The 18,411-nt window shown below is 55.9% G+C and carries 14 protein-coding genes and 2 pseudogenes; 13 read left to right on the top strand and 3 right to left on the bottom strand.

The features are described from left to right. From proW to emrB, 8 genes and pseudogenes are all read left to right on the top strand, one after another. Positions 1-706, top strand: a 706-nt coding sequence (gene proW / locus DPA2511_RS23815) for a glycine betaine/L-proline ABC transporter permease ProW (protein WP_035049427.1), incomplete at its 5' end; no start/stop codon positions are given. A 77-nt stretch (positions 707-783) separates the two neighbouring features. Beyond that, entirely contained in the window at positions 784-1,779 is a 996-nt protein-coding gene (gene proX, locus DPA2511_RS04585) for a glycine betaine/L-proline ABC transporter substrate-binding protein ProX (RefSeq protein WP_012764521.1), read from the top strand. Between the two features lie 382 nt (positions 1,780-2,161). After that, positions 2,162-3,360: pseudogene (locus tag DPA2511_RS21050) on the top strand (MFS transporter). Positions 3,361-3,534: 174 nt separating this feature from the next. Then, positions 3,535-4,287: an AzlC family ABC transporter permease gene (locus DPA2511_RS04575; protein WP_023638168.1), complete on the top strand. Its 753-nt coding sequence runs from the start codon at positions 3,535-3,537 to the stop codon at positions 4,285-4,287. Next, positions 4,284-4,625: an L-valine transporter subunit YgaH gene (gene ygaH, locus DPA2511_RS04570; protein WP_012764518.1), complete on the top strand. Its 342-nt coding sequence runs from the start codon at positions 4,284-4,286 to the stop codon at positions 4,623-4,625. The genes DPA2511_RS04575 and ygaH overlap by 4 nt, the downstream gene beginning before the upstream one ends. Positions 4,626-4,798: 173 nt before the next feature. Further along, positions 4,799-5,311: a transcriptional repressor MprA gene (gene mprA, locus DPA2511_RS04565; protein ID WP_012764517.1), complete on the top strand. Its 513-nt coding sequence runs from the start codon at positions 4,799-4,801 to the stop codon at positions 5,309-5,311. Between the two features lie 239 nt (positions 5,312-5,550). Next, positions 5,551-6,726 (top strand): multidrug efflux MFS transporter periplasmic adaptor subunit EmrA, encoded by a 1,176-nt coding sequence (gene emrA, locus DPA2511_RS04560; RefSeq protein WP_012764516.1) that lies wholly within the window; start codon positions 5,551-5,553, stop codon positions 6,724-6,726. Between the two features lie 21 nt (positions 6,727-6,747). Then, a complete protein-coding gene (gene emrB, locus DPA2511_RS04555; RefSeq protein ID WP_012764515.1) occupies positions 6,748-8,289 on the top strand; it encodes a multidrug efflux MFS transporter permease subunit EmrB in 1,542 nt (513 codons plus the stop codon). Positions 8,290-8,376: 87 nt separating this feature from the next. Here the strand turns inward: emrB and DPA2511_RS04550 are convergent, their stop codons facing one another. Beyond that, positions 8,377-9,426, bottom strand: a complete 1,050-nt coding sequence (locus DPA2511_RS04550) for a tRNA/rRNA methyltransferase (protein WP_012764514.1) — start codon at positions 9,424-9,426, stop codon at positions 8,377-8,379. 219 nt (positions 9,427-9,645) lie between these two features. Between DPA2511_RS04550 and trxC the strand changes: the two genes are divergently transcribed. From trxC to pssA, 4 genes are all read left to right on the top strand, one after another. Further along, on the top strand, positions 9,646-10,071 hold the full coding sequence (gene trxC, locus DPA2511_RS04545) for a thioredoxin TrxC (protein ID WP_012764513.1): 426 nt from the start codon (positions 9,646-9,648) through the stop codon (positions 10,069-10,071). A gap of 150 nt (positions 10,072-10,221) precedes the next feature. Continuing rightward, positions 10,222-10,935, top strand: coding sequence for a tRNA-uridine aminocarboxypropyltransferase (locus DPA2511_RS04540; protein WP_012764512.1), 714 nt, complete (start codon positions 10,222-10,224; stop codon positions 10,933-10,935). Between the two features lie 33 nt (positions 10,936-10,968). After that, entirely contained in the window at positions 10,969-13,632 is a 2,664-nt protein-coding gene (locus tag DPA2511_RS04535) for a bifunctional acetate--CoA ligase family protein/GNAT family N-acetyltransferase (RefSeq protein ID WP_012764511.1), read from the top strand. A gap of 153 nt (positions 13,633-13,785) precedes the next feature. Then, positions 13,786-15,141, top strand: a complete 1,356-nt coding sequence (pssA, locus tag DPA2511_RS04530) for a CDP-diacylglycerol--serine O-phosphatidyltransferase (RefSeq protein ID WP_012764510.1) — start codon at positions 13,786-13,788, stop codon at positions 15,139-15,141. Between the two features lie 59 nt (positions 15,142-15,200). On the opposite strand, the gene DPA2511_RS04525 is transcribed toward pssA, so the two are convergent. After that, entirely contained in the window at positions 15,201-16,496 is a 1,296-nt protein-coding gene (locus DPA2511_RS04525) for an MFS transporter (protein WP_012764509.1), read from the bottom strand. Between the two features lie 414 nt (positions 16,497-16,910). On the opposite strand from DPA2511_RS04525, the gene DPA2511_RS04515 reads away from it, so the two are divergent. Beyond that, positions 16,911-18,079 (top strand): IS3 family transposase gene (locus DPA2511_RS04515; protein WP_153247073.1). Its coding sequence is split into 2 segments (ribosomal slippage): positions 16,911-17,160 and positions 17,160-18,079, totalling 1,170 coding nucleotides; the frame shifts between segments, so codons are not numbered across the junction. 132 nt (positions 18,080-18,211) lie between these two features. Here DPA2511_RS04515 and DPA2511_RS24200 read toward each other — a convergent pair. Continuing rightward, positions 18,212-18,358 (bottom strand): annotated as a pseudogene (locus tag DPA2511_RS24200) (IS3 family transposase); the annotation flags it as partial. Positions 18,359-18,411 lie beyond the last annotated feature (53 nt).

Here is an 18,411-nt window from a genome sequence, read left to right as displayed (position 1 = left end):
GCTGACCGGCATGGGGGTGGCCACGTTGTTGGCGCTGATCGTCATCGGCGCCATCGGCGCCTGGTCGCAGGCGATGATCACCCTATCGCTGGTGCTGACCGCGCTATTCTTCTGCCTGATCATCGGCCTGCCATTGGGCGTTTGGCTATCCCATAGCCAGCGCGCCGCCCGTGTGGTGCGGCCATTGCTGGATGCCATGCAAACCACCCCGGCGTTCGTCTATCTGGTACCGATCGTCATGCTGTTCGGTATCGGCAACGTGCCCGGCGTGGTCGTCACCATCATTTTCGCGCTGCCGCCGATCGTTCGCCTGACCATCCTCGGCATTCGCCAGGTGCCGGCGGATTTGGTGGAAGCGGCGGAATCCTTCGGCGCCAGCCCACGGCAGATGCTGTTCAAGGTGAAACTGCCGCTGGCGATGCCCACCATCATGGCAGGCGTCAATCAGACGCTGATGCTGGCGCTGTCGATGGTGGTGATCGCGTCCATGATCGCCGTGGGAGGGCTGGGGCAGATGGTGCTGCGCGGCATCGGCCGGCTGGATATGGGCCTGGCATCCATCGGCGGCGTCGGCATCGTGGTGCTGGCCATCATTCTCGACCGGATCACGCAATCTCTGGGCCGAGACGCCCGCAACCGCGGCCCACAGCGCTGGTATATGCGCGGCCCCGTCGGTTTGCTGGTGCGTCCGTTCGTCAAAGCCTGACGTTCCGCGCCCGCCTCCTCGCCGACGGCGTCAACACGCCGTCGGTCAATACTCGCCACCAGAAAGGAACAACGACAATGCGCTATTTCAACATGGCAACGCTTGCCTTTGGTTCGCTACTGACGCTGTCAAGCTACGCGGCCGATCTGCCCGGCAAAGGGATAACGGTCAAACCGATTCAGAGCCCGATGGCGGAAGAATCCTTCCAGACGTTGCTGGTTAGCCGGGCGCTGGAAAAACTGGGCTATCACGTCGATACGCCCAGCGAAGTGGACTACAACGTCGGCTATACCTCGATCGCCAACGGCGACGCCACATTCACCGCCGTCAACTGGCAACCGCTGCATAGTGATATGTATCGCGCAGCCGGCGGCGACAACACATTTTACCGGCAAGGTACGTATGTTTCCGGCGCGGCACAGGGCTACCTGATCGACCGTAAGACGGCGGAGCAATACCACATTACCCGAATCGATCAGTTGAAAGACACGAAGCTGGCACAGCTCTTCGACACCAATGGCGACGGAAAAGCCGACCTGACCGGTTGTACGCCAGGCTGGGGTTGCGAGGCGGTGATCAACCACCAGCTACTCGCCTATCAGCTTGAACAGACCGTCACGCACAATCAGGGCAACTACGCCGCCATGATTGCCGACACGATTACCCGTTACAAACAAGGAAAACCGATCCTCTACTATACCTGGACACCGTACTGGGTCAGCGATGTGCTGGTACCGGGACGCGACGTGGTATGGCTGCAGGTGCCGTTCTCCTCACTGCCGGGCGCCCAGAAAAATATCGATACCCGGCTGCCCAACGGCGCGAATTACGGCTTCCCGGTGAACAATATGCATATTGTCGCCAACAAAGCATGGGCGGAAAAAAATCCGGCCGCGGCCAGACTGTTTGCCGTTATGACGTTGCCGATCGCCGATATCAACGCCCAGAATCTGCGCATGCACCAGGGCGAGGCGTCGCAACAAGATATCCAGCGCCATGTAGACGGTTGGATCAAGGCGCATCAGGCGCAGTTCGACGGGTGGGTCAGCAATGCCCTTTCGGCAGTGAAGTAAGCCTTTCCTCACCGGCACCGACGCCGTAGCAGGCGCGATATGCTGGAACGACGCGGCACTTGCGCGGGTCGTCACACCGATACCGGATGCACAATGCGTTCGGTATCGGTCACTGCCATGCCCTACGGCTTGCGCCGCCGACCGGCTCGTTGCGCCAACAATAGCGAGCGCTTACCTGCATCGGCTACGCGGTCTCACTCTGGCTCATGATTCCGGCGCTGGATGGGCCCCCGACGCCAGGCCGGCAGACTATGCTGACGATAACGCCGTTAGTCGATAATTAATTCTTATATATCAAAAAAATCAAACCAATTTGCTGGTATCGCTGCACAAGCTGTTTGATACTGACGCCCTTCTTCTCCACACAGAACTCACCATAATCATGCCTGCACAGAACCCCCCAGTCGTCCTGAGCCCAGCCTTGATCCTGCTGATGTCTTCGGCAACCGGTCTGGCCGTCGCCAGTAACTACTATGCTCAGCCGTTGTTGGATGCCATCGCCCATGCGTTCCAGCTCTCCGTCAATCAGGCCGGATTTATTGTGACCGCCGCCCAGTTGGGCTATGCCTGCGGCCTGCTGTTTCTGGTGCCGCTGGGGGATATGTTCGAACGCCGCGGGCTGATTGTCGCCATGACGCTACTGGCCGCCGCCGGCATGCTGATTACCGCATCGTCGCCGACCTTATGGCTGATGGTGGCCGGTACCGCCATCACCGGGTTGTTCTCCGTGGTAGCGCAAATTCTGGTTCCGCTGGCGGCGACGCTGGCCACGCCGGAAACGCGCGGCAAGGTGGTGGGTACCATCATGAGCGGCCTGTTGCTGGGGATCCTGCTGGCGCGGACGCTGGCCGGTGCGCTGGCCTCGCTGGGCGACTGGCGCACCGTTTACTGGGTCGCCAGCCTGTTGATGATCGGCATGGCGGTGTTGATGTGGCGGGCATTACCGCGTTACCGCCAAACAACCCATCTGAACTACCCCCAACTGCTGTTTTCCATCGTCCAACTGTTCCGGGAAACGCCGCTGTTGCGCATCCGCTCCGCGCTGGGCGCTATCGTATTCTGTAATTTCAGCATGCTGTGGACGTCCATGGCGTTTCTGCTGTCCGCAGCGCCTTACCACTATTCGGAAGGCGTGATCGGGCTGTTCGGTCTGGCCGGCGCGGCAGGCGCGCTGGCGGCAGGCCGCGCCGGACGCCTGGTCGACAAGGGAAAAGCCCGATTGACCACCAGCATCGGCCTGCTGTTGCTGGCGCTCTCCTGGCTGGCCATCGCGGCGGGCGTGAGTCAGATAGCGCCGTTATTGCTCGGTATCGTCGTGCTGGATATGGCGGTACAGGGCGTGCATGTCACCAACCAGAGCGTGATGTACCGCCTGATGCCCGACGCGCGCAACCGCGTTACCGCCGGATACATGACGCTGTATTTCATCGGCGGCGCGCTCGGTTCGCTGATTTCCGCCACCGCCTATCAGCACTTCGGTTGTTGGGGGTTTCCGTTACCGGCAGTGTCGTCAGTCTGCTCGGCCTCTTGGTGTGGTGGCGCGGCCAACGCCACGAAATAGCTGCCGATACAGAGAGATGAAGCGACGCCAGCGCGGGGGACTGCTAGGTTTTGACGATCTTTGCGCCTATGATAAGCGCCGATAGACAAGAGGCGCCCGCATGATGTGCGATGGCGCGGTTCGATGTCTGCCGGCCTGCCGGACAGACGAATCATTACAAGACAACACATCACCCAGCAATGAGTTGAACAGCCGTGAATTCCACACTTCAATCACCGCATAATGACGATATCCACCAGCCAACGGGCGCAACCTTCGCCGAAGGGTTGTTCGACAGCTTGCCGATCGTTATCGGTTATCTGCCCGCGTCTTTCGCTTTCGGCATGAACGCCGTCAAATTAGGGTTCACTCCGCTGGAAGCGATTTATCTTTCCGCCGTGATTTACGCAGGCGCCAGTCAATTCGTCATTACCGCGTTGCTGAGCGCCGGCGCCTCCGTTTGGGTCGCCGCACTGACCGTGATGGCGATGGATGTGCGGCATGTGCTGTACGGCCCATCGCTGCGCCAACGTATTTTGCAACACCTGCCTACGGGTAAAACCGCGCTGTGGGGGTTCGGCCTGACCGATGAAGTGTTTGCGGCGGCCACGACACGGCTGGCCAAAAACAATCGCCGCTGGAGCGAATCCTGGATGCTGGCGGTGGCGCTGAGCGCCTGGCTGTCCTGGGGTATCGGTACGGCAGTCGGCGCGTTGTTCGGTAACGGGCCGCTACAGGACTATCCCGCTATCGAGGCCGCGCTGACCTTCATGCTGCCGGCGCTGTTCTTGAGCTTTCTGCTCGCCTCGTTCAAACGACAGCAGAGCCCGGTGGTCATCGCCGCGCTTGGCGGCGCACTGCTGGGGCTGACGCTGTTTTCCATCCCGGCTGCCATTTTGCTGGGGATCGGCTTCGGCTGCCTGGCGTCGCTACTGCCAGGGCCGCACGCAACCGGAGAAACGCGATGAACACATCAATATTGCTTATTGGTTTAATCGTGGGACTTGTCAACTTCGGATTCCGCTACCTGCCCTTGCGGCTGGGTACTCTGCGGGCATCCAACACGTTGCGGCGGGGGAAGAGCGCGCTACTGCTCGACAGCATCGGTATCGCCTCCATCTGTGCATTGCTGGTCGTTTCCGGCATTCCGACCGTATTGCGTCACCCGGAACAGTGGCCGCCAACACTGGTAGGATTTGCCTCGCTGATGATCTGTTTTTATAAAACCCGCAGCATTGTACTCGCCACGCTCTTCGGCGCGCTGTGCTATGGCGTGATGTTCAAAGTGCTCCTCATGTCGCTTTGAACGCAAAACCGAAGGTGACTGCAATACCGGTCGAGGAAAAAAATCCGTCATGTAGCCGACAGTCTGCTAAGTTTCACTCAGTTATAAATAAGCACTAATGGACAAATTTATCGCATTTACCTAATTAGTAACATTAGTTACTATGCAGTTCGTGATTAATGAGGTTGACATCAATGGAAAGTTCATTTGCCCCAATAGAAGAGATGTTGCGCATGCGGGCGTCCCGCCGGCCAGAGTTTCCGTATCAGGAAGTGTTGTTACTACGGCTGTTCCTGCACATGCAGACCAAAATCCTGGAGCATCGCAACCAGATGCTGAAGGAACAGGACATCAACGAAACCCTGTTCATGGCGCTGATTACCCTGGAATCACAGGAAAATTACAGTATTCAGCCGTCCGAACTCAGCGCGGCGTTGGGTTCCTCGCGCACTAATGCCACCCGGATCGCCGACGAGCTGGAAAAACGCGGCTGGATAGAACGCCGCGAAAGCGATAGCGATCGCCGTTGCCTGCATCTGTTCATGACGGAGAAAGGGAAAGCCTTTCTCGATGAGTTGTTGCCGCCGCAGCATCGAAGCCTTCATTTTCTCTGCTCCGCGTTGGCAAACGACGAACAGCAGCAATTAGAAAAGCTGATGCGCAAGCTACTGTCCCGTATTGATGAAATGGATACCGAGACGCCATAAACCTTCAGCACCATCGGATAAGTCATACACGACTGAACCAGGCAGACGCTCCCGTTTATAGGGGCGGTTTTATTTTCAGTCAGGCGAATAAATTGCCAATCAGGGACGTTGATACCGGCGCTTTTACGCTGCCGGTCGGGAGGCCCCGCGTCAGGGCGCGGAGCCGAATTAAGGAAAATAGGCAATCGTCATTGCAGCATGACTGATGCCCAGCGAAAAAATCCAACAGGGAGAAAACCATGAGTGCCAACGTGGAACATCAGGCTCCAGCATCCACGCCGTCCAGACCCAAAAAGCAGCGTAAATGGATTTTAACGTTGCTGTTGATCCTCTTCATTTTTATCGGTTGCGTGTGGTTCGCCTACTGGTATCTGGTGTTGCAACATCACCAGGAAACCGACGACGCCTACGTCGCGGGCAACCAGGTGCAAATCATGTCCCAGGTCAGCGGCAGCGTCACGCAGGTGAACGTCGATAATACCGACTTCGTCAGAAAGGGCGACGTGCTGGTGGAACTGGATCCGACCGATGCCGAACAAACGTTCGAGCGTTCCCAAACAGCGCTGGCCAACAGCGTGCGTCAGGTACACCAGTTGATCATCAATGGTCGCCAGTACAAAGCCAATATCGATGTGCAGCAGGTCGCGCTGGATAGAGCCATCAGCGATTTGAACCGCCGCGAAGCGCTGGGCCGCGCAAACGCCATCGGCCACGAAGACTTGCAGCATGCGCGCGACTCCGTCACCAGCGCGCGCGCCTCCCTGGAGGCGGCCAGACAGCAATACGCCGCCAATCAGGCCATGATTCTGGATACGCCGCTGGAAAAACAGCCGACGGTACAACAGGCCGCCGCCGATGTGCGTGATGCCTGGCTGGCGCTGAAACGCACCCATATCGTCAGCCCGGTGGAGGGCTACGTATCGCGCCGCAGCGTGCAGTTGGGAGCCCGCATCACCACTTCATCCTCGCTGATGGCGGTTGTGCCCGCCAATAATCTGTGGGTCGACGCCAACTTCAAGGAAACCCAGTTGACCCATATGCGTATCGGTCAGCCCGCAACGATAACCAGCGATCTTTACGGCGACGACGTGGTGTACAAAGGCCGGGTTGTCGGCCTGGATATGGGTACCGGCAGCGCCTTCTCTTTGTTGCCAGCGCAGAACGCCACCGGCAACTGGATCAAAGTGGTACAGCGTCTGCCGGTTCGTATCGAACTGGATCCGAAGCAACTGGCGGAGCACCCGCTGCGCATCGGGTTATCCATGCTGGTGAAAGTCGATACGGCGATAGCGGAAGGGAAATCGCTGTCGGATGCACCGCGCACGGCCCCCGCTTACCAGAGCGATGCGCTGGAGCTGGATCAGACGCCGGTCAATCAGCTCATTGATCGCATCATTCGGGCCAACGCCGGCTAAGCGCGGACAAAGGAGAGCAGCGTGGAAAGAACTCCGCTTAAGGGCGCAACGCTAGCCCTGATGACGATCGCTCTGTCGTTGGCGACCTTCATGCAGGTACTGGACTCGACGATCGCCAACGTAGCCATTCCGACCATTGCAGGGAATCTGGGCGCCTCCAACTCACAGGGAACGTGGGTCATCACCTCATTCGGGGTTGCGAACGCCGTATATATCCCGATTACCGGCTGGCTGGCCAAACGGCTGGGTGAAGTCCGCCTGTTCGTCTGGGCTACGGCGCTGTTTACCTTCGCCTCCTGGCTGTGTGGGGTCTCCACCAGCCTGGAGATGCTGATTGCCGCGCGTATCTTTCAAGGCCTGGTCGCCGGCCCGATCATCCCGTTGTCGCAGAGCCTGTTGCTGAACAATTACCCGCCCGCCCGCCGCAGTATCGCGCTGGCGCTGTGGTCGATGACCGTGGTGGTGGCGCCGATTTTCGGCCCGATTCTGGGCGGCTGGATCAGCGATAACTATCACTGGGGTTGGATCTTCTTCATCAACGTTCCGTTGGGGATTGCCGTGGTGCTGGTCACGTTGCAGGTGCTGCGCGGCAGGGAGACCAAGATCGAAATTCGGCCTATCGATACCGTCGGGTTGGTTTTGCTGATCGCCGGCATCGGTTGCCTGCAAATGATGCTGGATCGGGGCAAAGAACTGGACTGGTTCAATTCGACGGAGATCCTGACGTTGACCGTGGTGGCGGTGGTGTCGTTGTCGGTGCTGGTCGTTTGGGAACTGACCGACGACCACCCGGTGGTGGATTTATCGCTGTTCAAGTCACGCAATTTTACCATCGGCTGCCTCTGCATCAGCCTGGCGTTCATGCTGTATTTCGGCACGATTGTCCTGCTGCCGCAGCTGCTGCAAACGGTTTTCAGCTATACCGCCACCTGGGCCGGGCTGGCGTCCGCACCGGTTGGTCTTATGCCGGTCATCCTGTCGCCGCTGATCGGTAAATTCGCGCCGCGACTGGATATGCGCAAACTGGTGACGTTCAGCTTTATCATGTACGCCGTCTGCTTCTACTGGCGCGCTTATACTTTCGAACCCGGTATGGATTTCGCGACTTCGGCCTGGCCGCAGTTCTTCCAGGGGTTTGCGGTGGCTTGCTTCTTTATGCCACTGACGACCATCACCCTCTCTGGTCTGCCGCCTGAACGCATGGCCGCGGCGTCCAGCCTGTCGAATTTCGCCAGGACGTTGGCCGGCTCCATCGGAACCTCGATAACCACAACGATGTGGGAGCGACGCGAAGCGTTGCACCATGTGCAACTGACTGAATCCATTACCCCTTACAATCCACTGGCGCAGCAGACCTACCAGCAATTGCAGGCTATGGGATACAGCCAGCAACAGGTCTCCGCCTATCTGGCGAACCAGATTACCGGACAAGGGTTGATCATCGGCGCCAACGAGATTTTCTGGATCTCCGCCGCGGTATTCCTCGCCTTGATTTTGCTGGTATGGTTCGCCAAACCGCCGTTTGGCAACAGCGGCAGCGCCGGCAGTAGCGGAGCGCACTGATCGCCGCCGCAATATGCCCCCCATATTGTCGCCGACAAAAAAACGGAGTGCTTCATGCACTCCCGTTTTTTATAACGTTCCCTTGGGTTATGCGCGATTATGCCGCCACCATTCCGCCAGCAGGATGCCCGTCGCCACGGAAATGTTCAGGCTTTCCACATTGCCGGTGCCGTTGATGGATACCTTCATATCCCCTTGCTGCCAGGCGCCATCAGAAAGGCCGTCGCTCTCCTGCCCCAATACGATCACCGTTCTGGCAGGGAGTTGAGTATCGTACAACGCAGTGCCCTTGTGGCTGGAGGTGGTCACGATGGTGTAACCGGCCTTGCGGAACTGTGACAATGCATCGATCAGATTGTCAGATTGAATCGCCTTGACATGCTCTGCTCCGCCCTCGGCGGTACGTACTGCGGCACCGGATTCCAACTGCGACGCATCACGCACCAGCACGCCATTAACACCAAAGTGTGCGCAACTACGCACGATGCCCCCCAGATTATGGGGATTGCCCACATCCTCCAGCGCCAGCACGCAATCTTTCTCCGGCGCATGCGGCAAATAGGTTTGCACGTCCAAACCACGGCGTTTTTTGATCAGGAAGCAGACGCCGCCATGGTGTTCGGTGCCGGAAGCACGAGTCAGTTCATCATTATCCACGACATGGTAGGCTTTGCGATTGGCGGCCATCCAGCGCAATGCTTCGCGAAAACGCGGCGTGACTTCCTGCAGGAACCAGGCGCGAACAATCGCGTCCGGACGGCTATTAAACAGAGCCTGACAGGCATTTTCGCCATATACGCGCGTTTCCTCCGCCCGCTGACGCCGCAGTTGCTCTGGATCGATTTGGCTTTTGCCGCTAATACCGCCCTGCTCGGCCGATTCGTCCGCTGCTCGCGATACCGTTTTCCACGGCGATACCGCACTGTCATAGGTTTCACGACGCGCCGGACGCTCACCGCCTTTCATCGCGCCGTCGCGGCGTGGTCTATTCTTCTCTCGCGCTTCGCGCGGGGCGCCATCGCGACGCTTATCGGACGATCGTTTGTTCTTGCCAGACGTATTTTTATCGTCGCTGTCTTCACTGCGGACATACATCACCCGGACTTTGCCGCTTTTACCGCTCAATTCATCGCTCATGTTTTTCTCCACCTACACGCTGGGCGCGAAGATTACCTTATGTACAACTGCTTAGCCACCAGCCAGGTCATAAAAGTCGGCAACTATTATAATCATTGAATAAACCGCGTTGTGACGCCAGACCCGCCTCTCCATACTGAGCGCATTTCCTGACGCCGCCCGGTTTTATCGCCATTGATGCGTCGTTGTACCTCTCATTTTTTTGCTTAGAGGATCAGCATGAATACCGTATGCCCAGCATGCCATACCACTAACCGCCTGTCGGAAGCACGTTTGAACGATAACCCCCATGCCAAATGCGGCCGTTGCGGACAAGCATTGTTCAGCGGAGCCGTGATCAACGCGACCGAACACACACTGGACAAATTGCTGCAGGACGACTTGCCGGTTGTCGTAGACTTCTGGGCGCCCTGGTGCGGCCCCTGCGTCAACTTTGCCCCCATATTTGAAAGCGTCGCACAGGAAAACGGCGGCAAACTGCGTTTCGTCAAGGTCAATACCGAATCGGAACCTGCGCTAAGCGCACGCTTTCGTATTCGCAGCATCCCCACCATCATGCTGTTCCGGCAGGGCAAACCCGTTGATATTCTCAACGGCGCCATGCCGAAAGCGCCGTTTGAAAACTGGCTTAACGAATCGCTGTAACCCATGCCCCATCGCCTCGTGCCGATAAGAAACGAGGCGACACCACTGTCGCCATGCCGCCAAAACCGGCGGCCGGTGCAGCGCTCAGGAAACAACGGGCTGTTGGTACGCCGGGACGTCGTTTAGAATAACGCTTTTTAGCGGAAAATCATGACAGGTAACGCCGTACTTCATCTGCGTCAGCAGCGGCTGGCACTCTCAACCCGCCCTTTTCGCGCCCGAGGGTGCCGCGTCATTCGTTGTCAGGCATGCCTGCTGCCGGAAGCCCATTGTTTGTGCCACACCTTCGCGCCCTGCAACGCTCGCAGCCGTTTTTGTCTCATTATGTTCGATACCGAACCGTTGAAACCCAGCAACACCGGGCGCCTGATCGCCGATATTCTGCCGGATACCCAGGCGTTCCTCTGGTCGCGTACTGAGCCCGACCCCGCGCTGCTTACCGCATTGCAACCCGCCGATCGCCAACCCTGGCTGGTGTTTCTGACTGACGATGAGACGGAGCGCCCGGTGAGTCATCAGTTGCCGCCTAACGGCAAGCCGCCGCTGTTCGTCATGCTGGACGGAACCTGGCCGGAAGCGCGCAAGATGTTTCGCAAAAGCCCCTATCTGGACAATATGCCGATTCTGTCGCTGAACGTAGAAGCTTTTTCCCGCTATCAACTGCGGGAAGCCAGCAGCGCCGGGCAACACTGTACCGCGGAGATTGCCATCGCCCTGCTGCAACAGGCAGGCGATACGCCGGCGGCCGACGCGCTCGCACGGCATTTCGATCGCTTTCGCAAGCACTATTTGGCCGGAAAAGCCCATCACGCCTGGCAGGAATTTGCACCCAAAATCACAGCAAAATCGGACTCTGACGTTTAAGCTCAATACATGTGTCTTTAACAGGAGCGACAGATGAGTCAGCGCGGGTTAGAAGCTCTGTTACGCCCTAAATCTATCGCGGTCATCGGCGCCTCGGAGAAACCCGGTCGAGCCGGGTTTTTGATGATGCGCAACCTGCTTGACGGCGGATTCGGCGGCCCGGTTATGCCGGTTACGCCCAGATATCGCGCGGTATGCGGCGTACTGGCCTATCCCGACGTGGCGCATCTGCCGACAACACCGGATCTCGCCGTGCTTTGTACGCGGGCGGAACACAATCTGTCGTTGCTGGAAGCACTCGGCGAGCGGGGTTGTAAAGCCGTTATCGTACTGTCTGCGCAGTCGTCGCAATTCCATGACCTGAAAGCCTGCGCCGCCCGCTACGCCATGCGATTACTCGGCCCCAACAGTTTGGGGCTGCTGGCTCCCTGGCAAGGGCTGAATGCCAGCTTTTCCCCCGTCCCCATTATTAAAGGCAAGCTGGCGTTCATATCCCAATCCGCCGCTGTCTCCAATACCATTCTGGACTGGGCACAACAGCGGGGAATTGGGTTCTCCTATTTCATTGCGCTGGGCGACAGCATCGACATCGACGTGGACGACCTGCTGGATTTCGTGGCGCGGGACGGTAAAACCAGCGCCATTCTGCTGCATCTGGAGCACATCAGCGATGCCCGGCGTTTTCTGTCCGCCTCCCGCAGCGCATCCCGTAACAAGCCGATACTGGTGATCAAAAGCGGGCGCAGCCAGCAGGCGCAGCAGTTACTGCACTGCGGGCCGCATGGACTGGATGCCGCTTACGATGCCGCCATTCAACGCGCCGGGTTACTGCGCGTGCGAGACACCCATGAATTGTTCTCAGCCGTTGAGACGCTCAGTCACCTACGCCCGCTGCGCGGCGAACGCCTGATGATCGTCAGCAATGGCGCCTCTCCAGCTGCGCAAGCGCTGGATCAACTGATCACACGGCAGGGCCGGTTGGCGCACCTGAGCGAAGCAACAATGCAGGCGCTGCGTGTTGCGCTTCCCGACGCCATGACGATCGGCAATCCGCTGGATTTGTGGGACGATGCGACGTCGGAGCGTTACCAATCTGCGTTGTCGGTACTGCTCGACAGCGACGATCTGGACGCGATTTTAGTGATTTACGCCCCAAGCGCCGTCGCGCCTGGTACAGAAAGCGCGACGAAACTGATTCAACTGTTGCAGCAGCACCCGCGCGGCAAACGTATCACTATTCTGACCAACTGGTGCGGGGAGTTTTCGTCGCAGGAAGCCCGCCGGCAATTTAACGAGGCCGGTATTCCGACTTACCGGACGCCGGAAGGCGCAGTGACGGCGTTCATGCATATCGTCGAATATCGACGCAACCAGCAGCAGCTTCGGGAAACGCCGGCGTTGCCGCGGGATCTCGCGACGGATACCGCTCAAGCTCACCGACTGATTACCCAGGCATTACACGCTGGCGCCACGCGGTTGGACATACACGAAGCCGCACCGATTCTGAACGCCTATGGACTGCATACGCAACCGACCCGCATCGCCGAAGACAGTATCCAGGCGGCGAGGATCGCGGGGGAAATCGGCTATCCGGTCGCCATCAAACTGCGTTCGCCGGACATTCCCCACAAATCGGACGTACAAGGCGTCCTGCTTTATTTGCAGACAGCGGATGAAGTGCAACTGTCGGCCGAAGCCATCCTAAAACGTGTGCGGCAAACGCATCCCCAAGCCAGAATGCAAGGATTGTTGGTGCAAGGCATGGCGAACCGTAACGGGGCGCTGGAACTGCGCATCGTCGTGAAGCAGGATCCGGTTTTCGGCCCAATCATCATGCTTGGCGAAGGCAGTGCCGAATGGCGCGATGAAACGCAGGCGGAAGTCGCTTTACCGCCGCTGAATATGACGCTGGCTAGTTATCTGATCGTGCAAGCGCTGAAGAGCGGTAAAATTCGCAGTCACGGCAGCATCGTTCCGCTGGATGTCGCCGCCCTCAGCCGCTTGCTGGTTCAGGTGTCAAACCTGATTATCGATTGCCCGGAAATGTCCCGACTCGACATCCATCCTTTATTGGCGTGCGGCGATACGCTGACCCTGTTGGACGCCACGCTACATCTGGAGCCCTTCGTTCAGGATCCGCACTCGCGTCTGTCTATCCGGCCTTATCCGCAGGAACTGGAGGAGCGGGTAACGCTCAAAGATGGCGCCTGCTGTCTGTTCCGCCCCATATTGCCCGAGGATGAACCCTTGCTGAAATGCTTCATCGGCAGAGTGACCCGTGAAGATCTTTATTACCGCTATTTCAGCGAGATTAATGAGTTCACCCATGAAGATCTGGCGAATATGACCCAGATTGACTACGACCGCGAGATGGCGTTTATCGCCGTGCGCGAGGGTAACGAAGGCCCGGAGATTATGGGCGTCAGCCGGGCCATTTCCGACCCCGACAATGTCAGTGCCGAATTCGCCGTGTTAGTGCGATCGGATCTAAAAGGCAACGGGCTGGGCAGAAAGCTGATGGAAACGCTGATCCAGTATGCTCGCCAACACGGATTAACCCGGCTTACCGGCATTACCATGCCGCATAATCAGGGTATGGTGGCGCTGGCGAAAAAACTGGGCTTCGCGCTGGACGTCCAGTTGGATGAGGGCATTGTCGCACTGGAACTCCGGTTATCTTCCGATAACAGTAAGTGATGCAGATCCCATCGGGATCCGTCGCCAGTCGGCATCGGCAAAACTTGCTCACTCCCCTGGGCAAGTAATGGTATCATCCTCCGATTCGGCTATGCCTTAACGTTTATCATGACCGGATGGTCATGCCATGATGAAGAGAAGAAACGCACTGTGATGTTGTCAAAACTAAAGCTCGCCAAATATCAACAACACCTTGCACAACTGCCCAAAATTCCTCAGTCCGCTGATGCCGTTCAGACGATTAGCAGCCCGGCGAATTTTCGCGCCACGCTGATGGCAAACATTCCCGACGCGGGCAAACGCATCTATCTTGTTGCACTGTATCTGGAACATGACGACGGCGGTGAGGCGATTCTGGAGGCGCTCTATCAGGCCAAACGCCAACGCCCCGATTTGGACATCCGCATTCTGGTTGACTGGCACCGCGCCCAACGCGGACGCATTGGTGATGTCGCTGCCAGCACCAATGCCGACTGGTACTTCGAGATGGCGCAACGAAACGCGGACGTTCAGATTCCGGTCTACGGTATACCGGTCAATACTCGCGAAGCGTTAGGTGTATTGCACCTGAAGGGTTTCATCATCGACGATAGCGTCATTTACAGCGGCGCCAGCCTGAATGACGTCTATCTTCATCAGCACGATAAATACCGTTATGACCGCTATCATCTGATCCACAATGCGACCTTGGCCGATACGATGGCGAAGTATGTGCAGGATCTGTTGATTTCGACGGCGGTTCAGCGCCTTGACCGTCAGGATCGTCCCAAAACAATTGAAATCAAAAATGATATCCGGCAGTTCCGCCAGTCGTTGCGTCATGCCACCTATCACTTGCCCGGCGTCGGCGATAACAATAGTCAGTTAGCCCTGACGCCGCTGGTCGGTTTGGGAAAACAGAGCCCGCTGAACAAAACGATTCATCATCTGATGTATTGCACCCGGCAGCGGTTAGTCATCTGCACACCGTACTTCAACCTGCCAGCGTTACTGGTTCGGAATATCATCCGATTACTGCGCGATGGCAAACAGGTTGAAATCATTATTGGTGATAAAACCGCTAACGACTTTTTTATTCCTGAAGACCAGCCGTTCAAGATTATCGGGGCTCTACCTTATCTGTATGAAATCAATCTGCGGCGTTTTCTTGGCCGGTTGCAACAATATATCGATAACTCGCAGCTTGTCGTCAGCTTGTGGAAAGATGGCGACAATACCTTCCATCTGAAAGGAATGTGGGTTGATGATGAATGGCAATTATTGACGGGTAATAACCTGAATCCCCGCGCATGGCGGCTCGATCTGGAAAATGCCATTCTTATCCACGATCCACAGCAGGTACTGCTTGAACAGCGGCAAGAAGAGCTAAACCACATCCGTACCCATACCCGAGTGATTGTTAATTACCAGCAATTGCAGGGCATCGCTCAATACCCGGCGAAAGTGAGAAAACTTATCCGCCGCCTCCGTCGTATCCGCATCGACAGGCTTATCAGCCGTATCATGTAGCATTCACCAAAATAGCCGACGCGCTGGTCGGCTATTTTCTTTTGGTGGGTATGCTATCACTAGAGCTTTTCCCCCTGCCCTTTACGGTGCAATCCGAGCGATACCAGAAATGCCAGCCCCCCCATGACGGAGACGTACCAAAAAAACGTCGTTTCAGCCCCCGACGCTTTCAGCGACAATGCGACATATTCGGCAGAGCCGCCAAACAGCGCATTCGCAACGGCATACGACAAGCCAACGCCCAATGCCCGGACTTCCGGCGGAAACATTTCGGCTTTCAAAATGCCGCTAATGGAGGTGTAAAAACTCACAATCACCAGCGCCAGCATCACCATCCCAAAAGCAAGTACAGGGTTGGTCGTTCCTTGCAACACCGTCAGGATCGGCACAGTCAACAGGGCCGCCAGCCCGCCAAATAACATCATCGAGTTGCGGCGACCAATTTTATCCGACAAGGCGCCAAATACCGGTTGCAGTAACATGAAGACAAAAAGCGCCAACGTCATCAAACCACTAGCGGTCTTCGCGTGCATCCCCGCCGTATTAACCAGATACTTCTGCATGTAGGTCGTATAAGTATAAAAACTCAGCGATCCCCCGGCAGTGAAGCCCAATACCATAATGAAGGATTTACGGTTACGCCAAAGCCCTCGCAACGACCCAGCATCCCGGTGTTCGCGGGTCGATTTCGCCGAGGTTTCATTCAGCGCTCGACGCAGATACAAAGCAACCACCGCCAGAACGGCACCAAGAGCAAATGGGATACGCCATCCCCAGGTGCGTAACTCGCCTTCTGTTAATAATTGCTGCAGGATAACCACAACCAACAGAGCCAATAATTGCCCGCCAATCAAGGTGACATACTGGAATGAAGCATAAAAACCTTTACGTCCTTCAAGCGCTACCTCACTCATATATGTAGCGCTCGTACCATATTCCCCGCCGACGGATAACCCCTGAAACAAACGAGCAAGCAATAATAATACTGGCGCCCAGGTTCCAATAACGCTGTATCCCGGTAGACAGGCAATAACCAACGATCCCATACACATCATGCACACCGAAATCAGCATGGAGTTCTTACGTCCGTGCTTATCCGCAATATAACCGAATAACCATCCGCCAATCGGGCGCATAAGAAAACCGGCAGCGAATACACCTGCGGTTTGCAATAATTGCGTTGTAGTATTACCCGAGGGGAAAAATATATGCGCAAAATAAAGCGAGCAGAATGAATATACATAGAAATCAAACCATTCCACCAGATTACCTGATGATGCACCTACAATTGCCCATATCCGCTGTCTAGCATGAATCTCTGATGGCGCTTTCGTGGTATTTATTATATTTGCCATGTAGTTACACCCCCTATCTACTCTTTCTGTGATTTGTTTATAAGGAATACAGTAAAGCAGGACAACCGCCACTGGGCAAAAGATAACGTCCCACTTTAATTACTTAATTTAGACAGGAAAAACTTAACCGTTAGAAATTACAGGGAAAGGAGATATTAATTATCGTCCCTGGGGATACGTTAGCAATAAACGTTTAGATTGAGGTTAAAATAAGAAAATCATATTGGATACTCAATTAAACGAGCACTGTATATAGCCGTCATACGTCAAGTTTCAGGTGAGTTGGCAGCATTCGTTCTCCCGAATAACTTGTCTGAGTAAAGTATCGGAATTCACTCACTTTGTAGTGGCATACTGAATTTGGCCACCTGAACAGAGGTGATATGCTCACCTCAGAACATTACAGGTGTCTCGATGAAAAGAAGAAATTTCAGCGCAGAGTTTAAACGCGAATCCGCTCAATTGATCCTTGACCAGAACTACACGGTTGCAGATGCAGCCAGCGCTATGAATGTTGGCCTTTCCACAATGACGCGATGGGTGAAGCAGTTGCGTGATGAGCGGCAGGGGAAAACACCCAAAGCATCCCCCATAACCCCGGAACAAATTGAAATACGTGAGCTCAGGAAAAAGCTACAACGTATTGAAATGGAAAATGAAATATTAAAAAAGGCTACCGCGCTCTTGATGTCAGACTCCCTGAACAGTTCTCGATAATAGGGAAACTCAGAGCGCATTATCCCGTGGCCACACTCTGCCACTTGTTCAGCGTTCATCGCAGCAGCTACAAATACTGGAAAAATCGTCCTGAAAAGCCAGACGGCAGGCGGGCTATATTACGAAGCAAGGTGCAGGAGCTACACAACATTAGCCATGGTTCTGCTGGAGCAAGACGTATCGTGACCATGGCAACACTGAGGGGCTTTCGGATGGGGCGCTGGCTTGCCGGCAAACTCATGAAAGAGCTGGGGCTGGTGAGTTGTCAGCAGCCCACCCACCGGTATAAACGTGGTGGTCATGAACACATAGCTATCCCGAATCACCTTGAGCGACAGTTCGCAGTGACAGAGCCTAATCAGGTGTGGTGCGGCGACGTGACGTATATCTGGAGCGGAAAACGCTGGGCATACCTTGCCGTTGTTCTCGACCTGTTCGCGAGAAAACCGGTGGGCTGGGCAATGTCGTTCTCAGCGGATAGCAGACTGACCATTAAAGCGCTGGAAATGGCGTGGGAAACTCGCGGCAAACCAGCAGGAGTCATGTTCCACAGCGATCAGGGAAGCCACTATACAAGCAGGCAGTTCCGGCAATCACTGTGGCGGTACCAGATCAGGCAAAGTATGAGTCGTCGTGGAAACTGCTGGGATAATAGTCCAATGGAACGCTTCTTCAGAAGCCTGAAGAATGAATGGGTACCAGTGACTGGTTACATAAGCTTCAACGAAGCAGCCCACGCAATAACGGATTATATCGTTGGGTATTACAGTGCGCTCAGGCCACACGAATTTAATGGTGGGTTACCACCAAACGAATCAGAAAACCGATACTGGAAAAACTCTAACGCGGTGGCCAGTTTTAGTTGACCACTACACTTACCGCCGTCCTGCCACTCGAATTATTGAAGGTCTAGATCTGTAATATATTGCTAAGCGGGAAAGGAATACTGAAATGAGCCGTCGCGCGCACCTACAACCACACTAAAAAAGCTTATTACACAGCCAGACCAGAAGGGGGAACGCCCTTGAATGTCATATCGCTGCGGGGCCTGGATAGCCCATTTCGCCTTTTTCGACTTGCTCAACGACGGCTATTTTAAAGGATAGAGGATAATCACGTTGGGTACGTTTGAGCTCAGTCATCATCACGCTCTCCGGATTTTAAGCCAGGAACGTGTCAACGCTATTCAGGACGGATC

The organism is Musicola paradisiaca NCPPB 2511 (assembly GCF_000400505.1).
Classification (GTDB): Bacteria; Pseudomonadota; Gammaproteobacteria; order Enterobacterales; family Enterobacteriaceae; genus Musicola; species Musicola paradisiaca.
This window is presented reverse-complemented; position numbering and strand designations above follow the sequence as displayed.

Bases quoted from the DNA above. Each gene is read 5' to 3' on its own strand.
- DPA2511_RS04535 (WP_012764511.1), top strand. From the start codon at position 10,969: ATGAGTCAGCGCGGGTTAGAAGCTCTGTTACGCCCTAAATCTATCGCG.
- DPA2511_RS04550 (WP_012764514.1), bottom strand. From the start codon at position 9,426: ATGAGCGATGAATTGAGCGGTAAAAGCGGCAAAGTCCGGGTGATGTAT.
- ygaH (WP_012764518.1), top strand. From the start codon at position 4,284: ATGAACACATCAATATTGCTTATTGGTTTAATCGTGGGACTTGTCAAC.
- pssA (WP_012764510.1), top strand. From the start codon at position 13,786: ATGTTGTCAAAACTAAAGCTCGCCAAATATCAACAACACCTTGCACAA.
- emrA (WP_012764516.1), top strand. From the start codon at position 5,551: ATGAGTGCCAACGTGGAACATCAGGCTCCAGCATCCACGCCGTCCAGA.
- DPA2511_RS04525 (WP_012764509.1), bottom strand. From the start codon at position 16,496: ATGGCAAATATAATAAATACCACGAAAGCGCCATCAGAGATTCATGCT.
- DPA2511_RS04540 (WP_012764512.1), top strand. From the start codon at position 10,222: ATGACAGGTAACGCCGTACTTCATCTGCGTCAGCAGCGGCTGGCACTC.
- proX (WP_012764521.1), top strand. From the start codon at position 784: ATGCGCTATTTCAACATGGCAACGCTTGCCTTTGGTTCGCTACTGACG.
- mprA (WP_012764517.1), top strand. From the start codon at position 4,799: ATGGAAAGTTCATTTGCCCCAATAGAAGAGATGTTGCGCATGCGGGCG.
- trxC (WP_012764513.1), top strand. From the start codon at position 9,646: ATGAATACCGTATGCCCAGCATGCCATACCACTAACCGCCTGTCGGAA.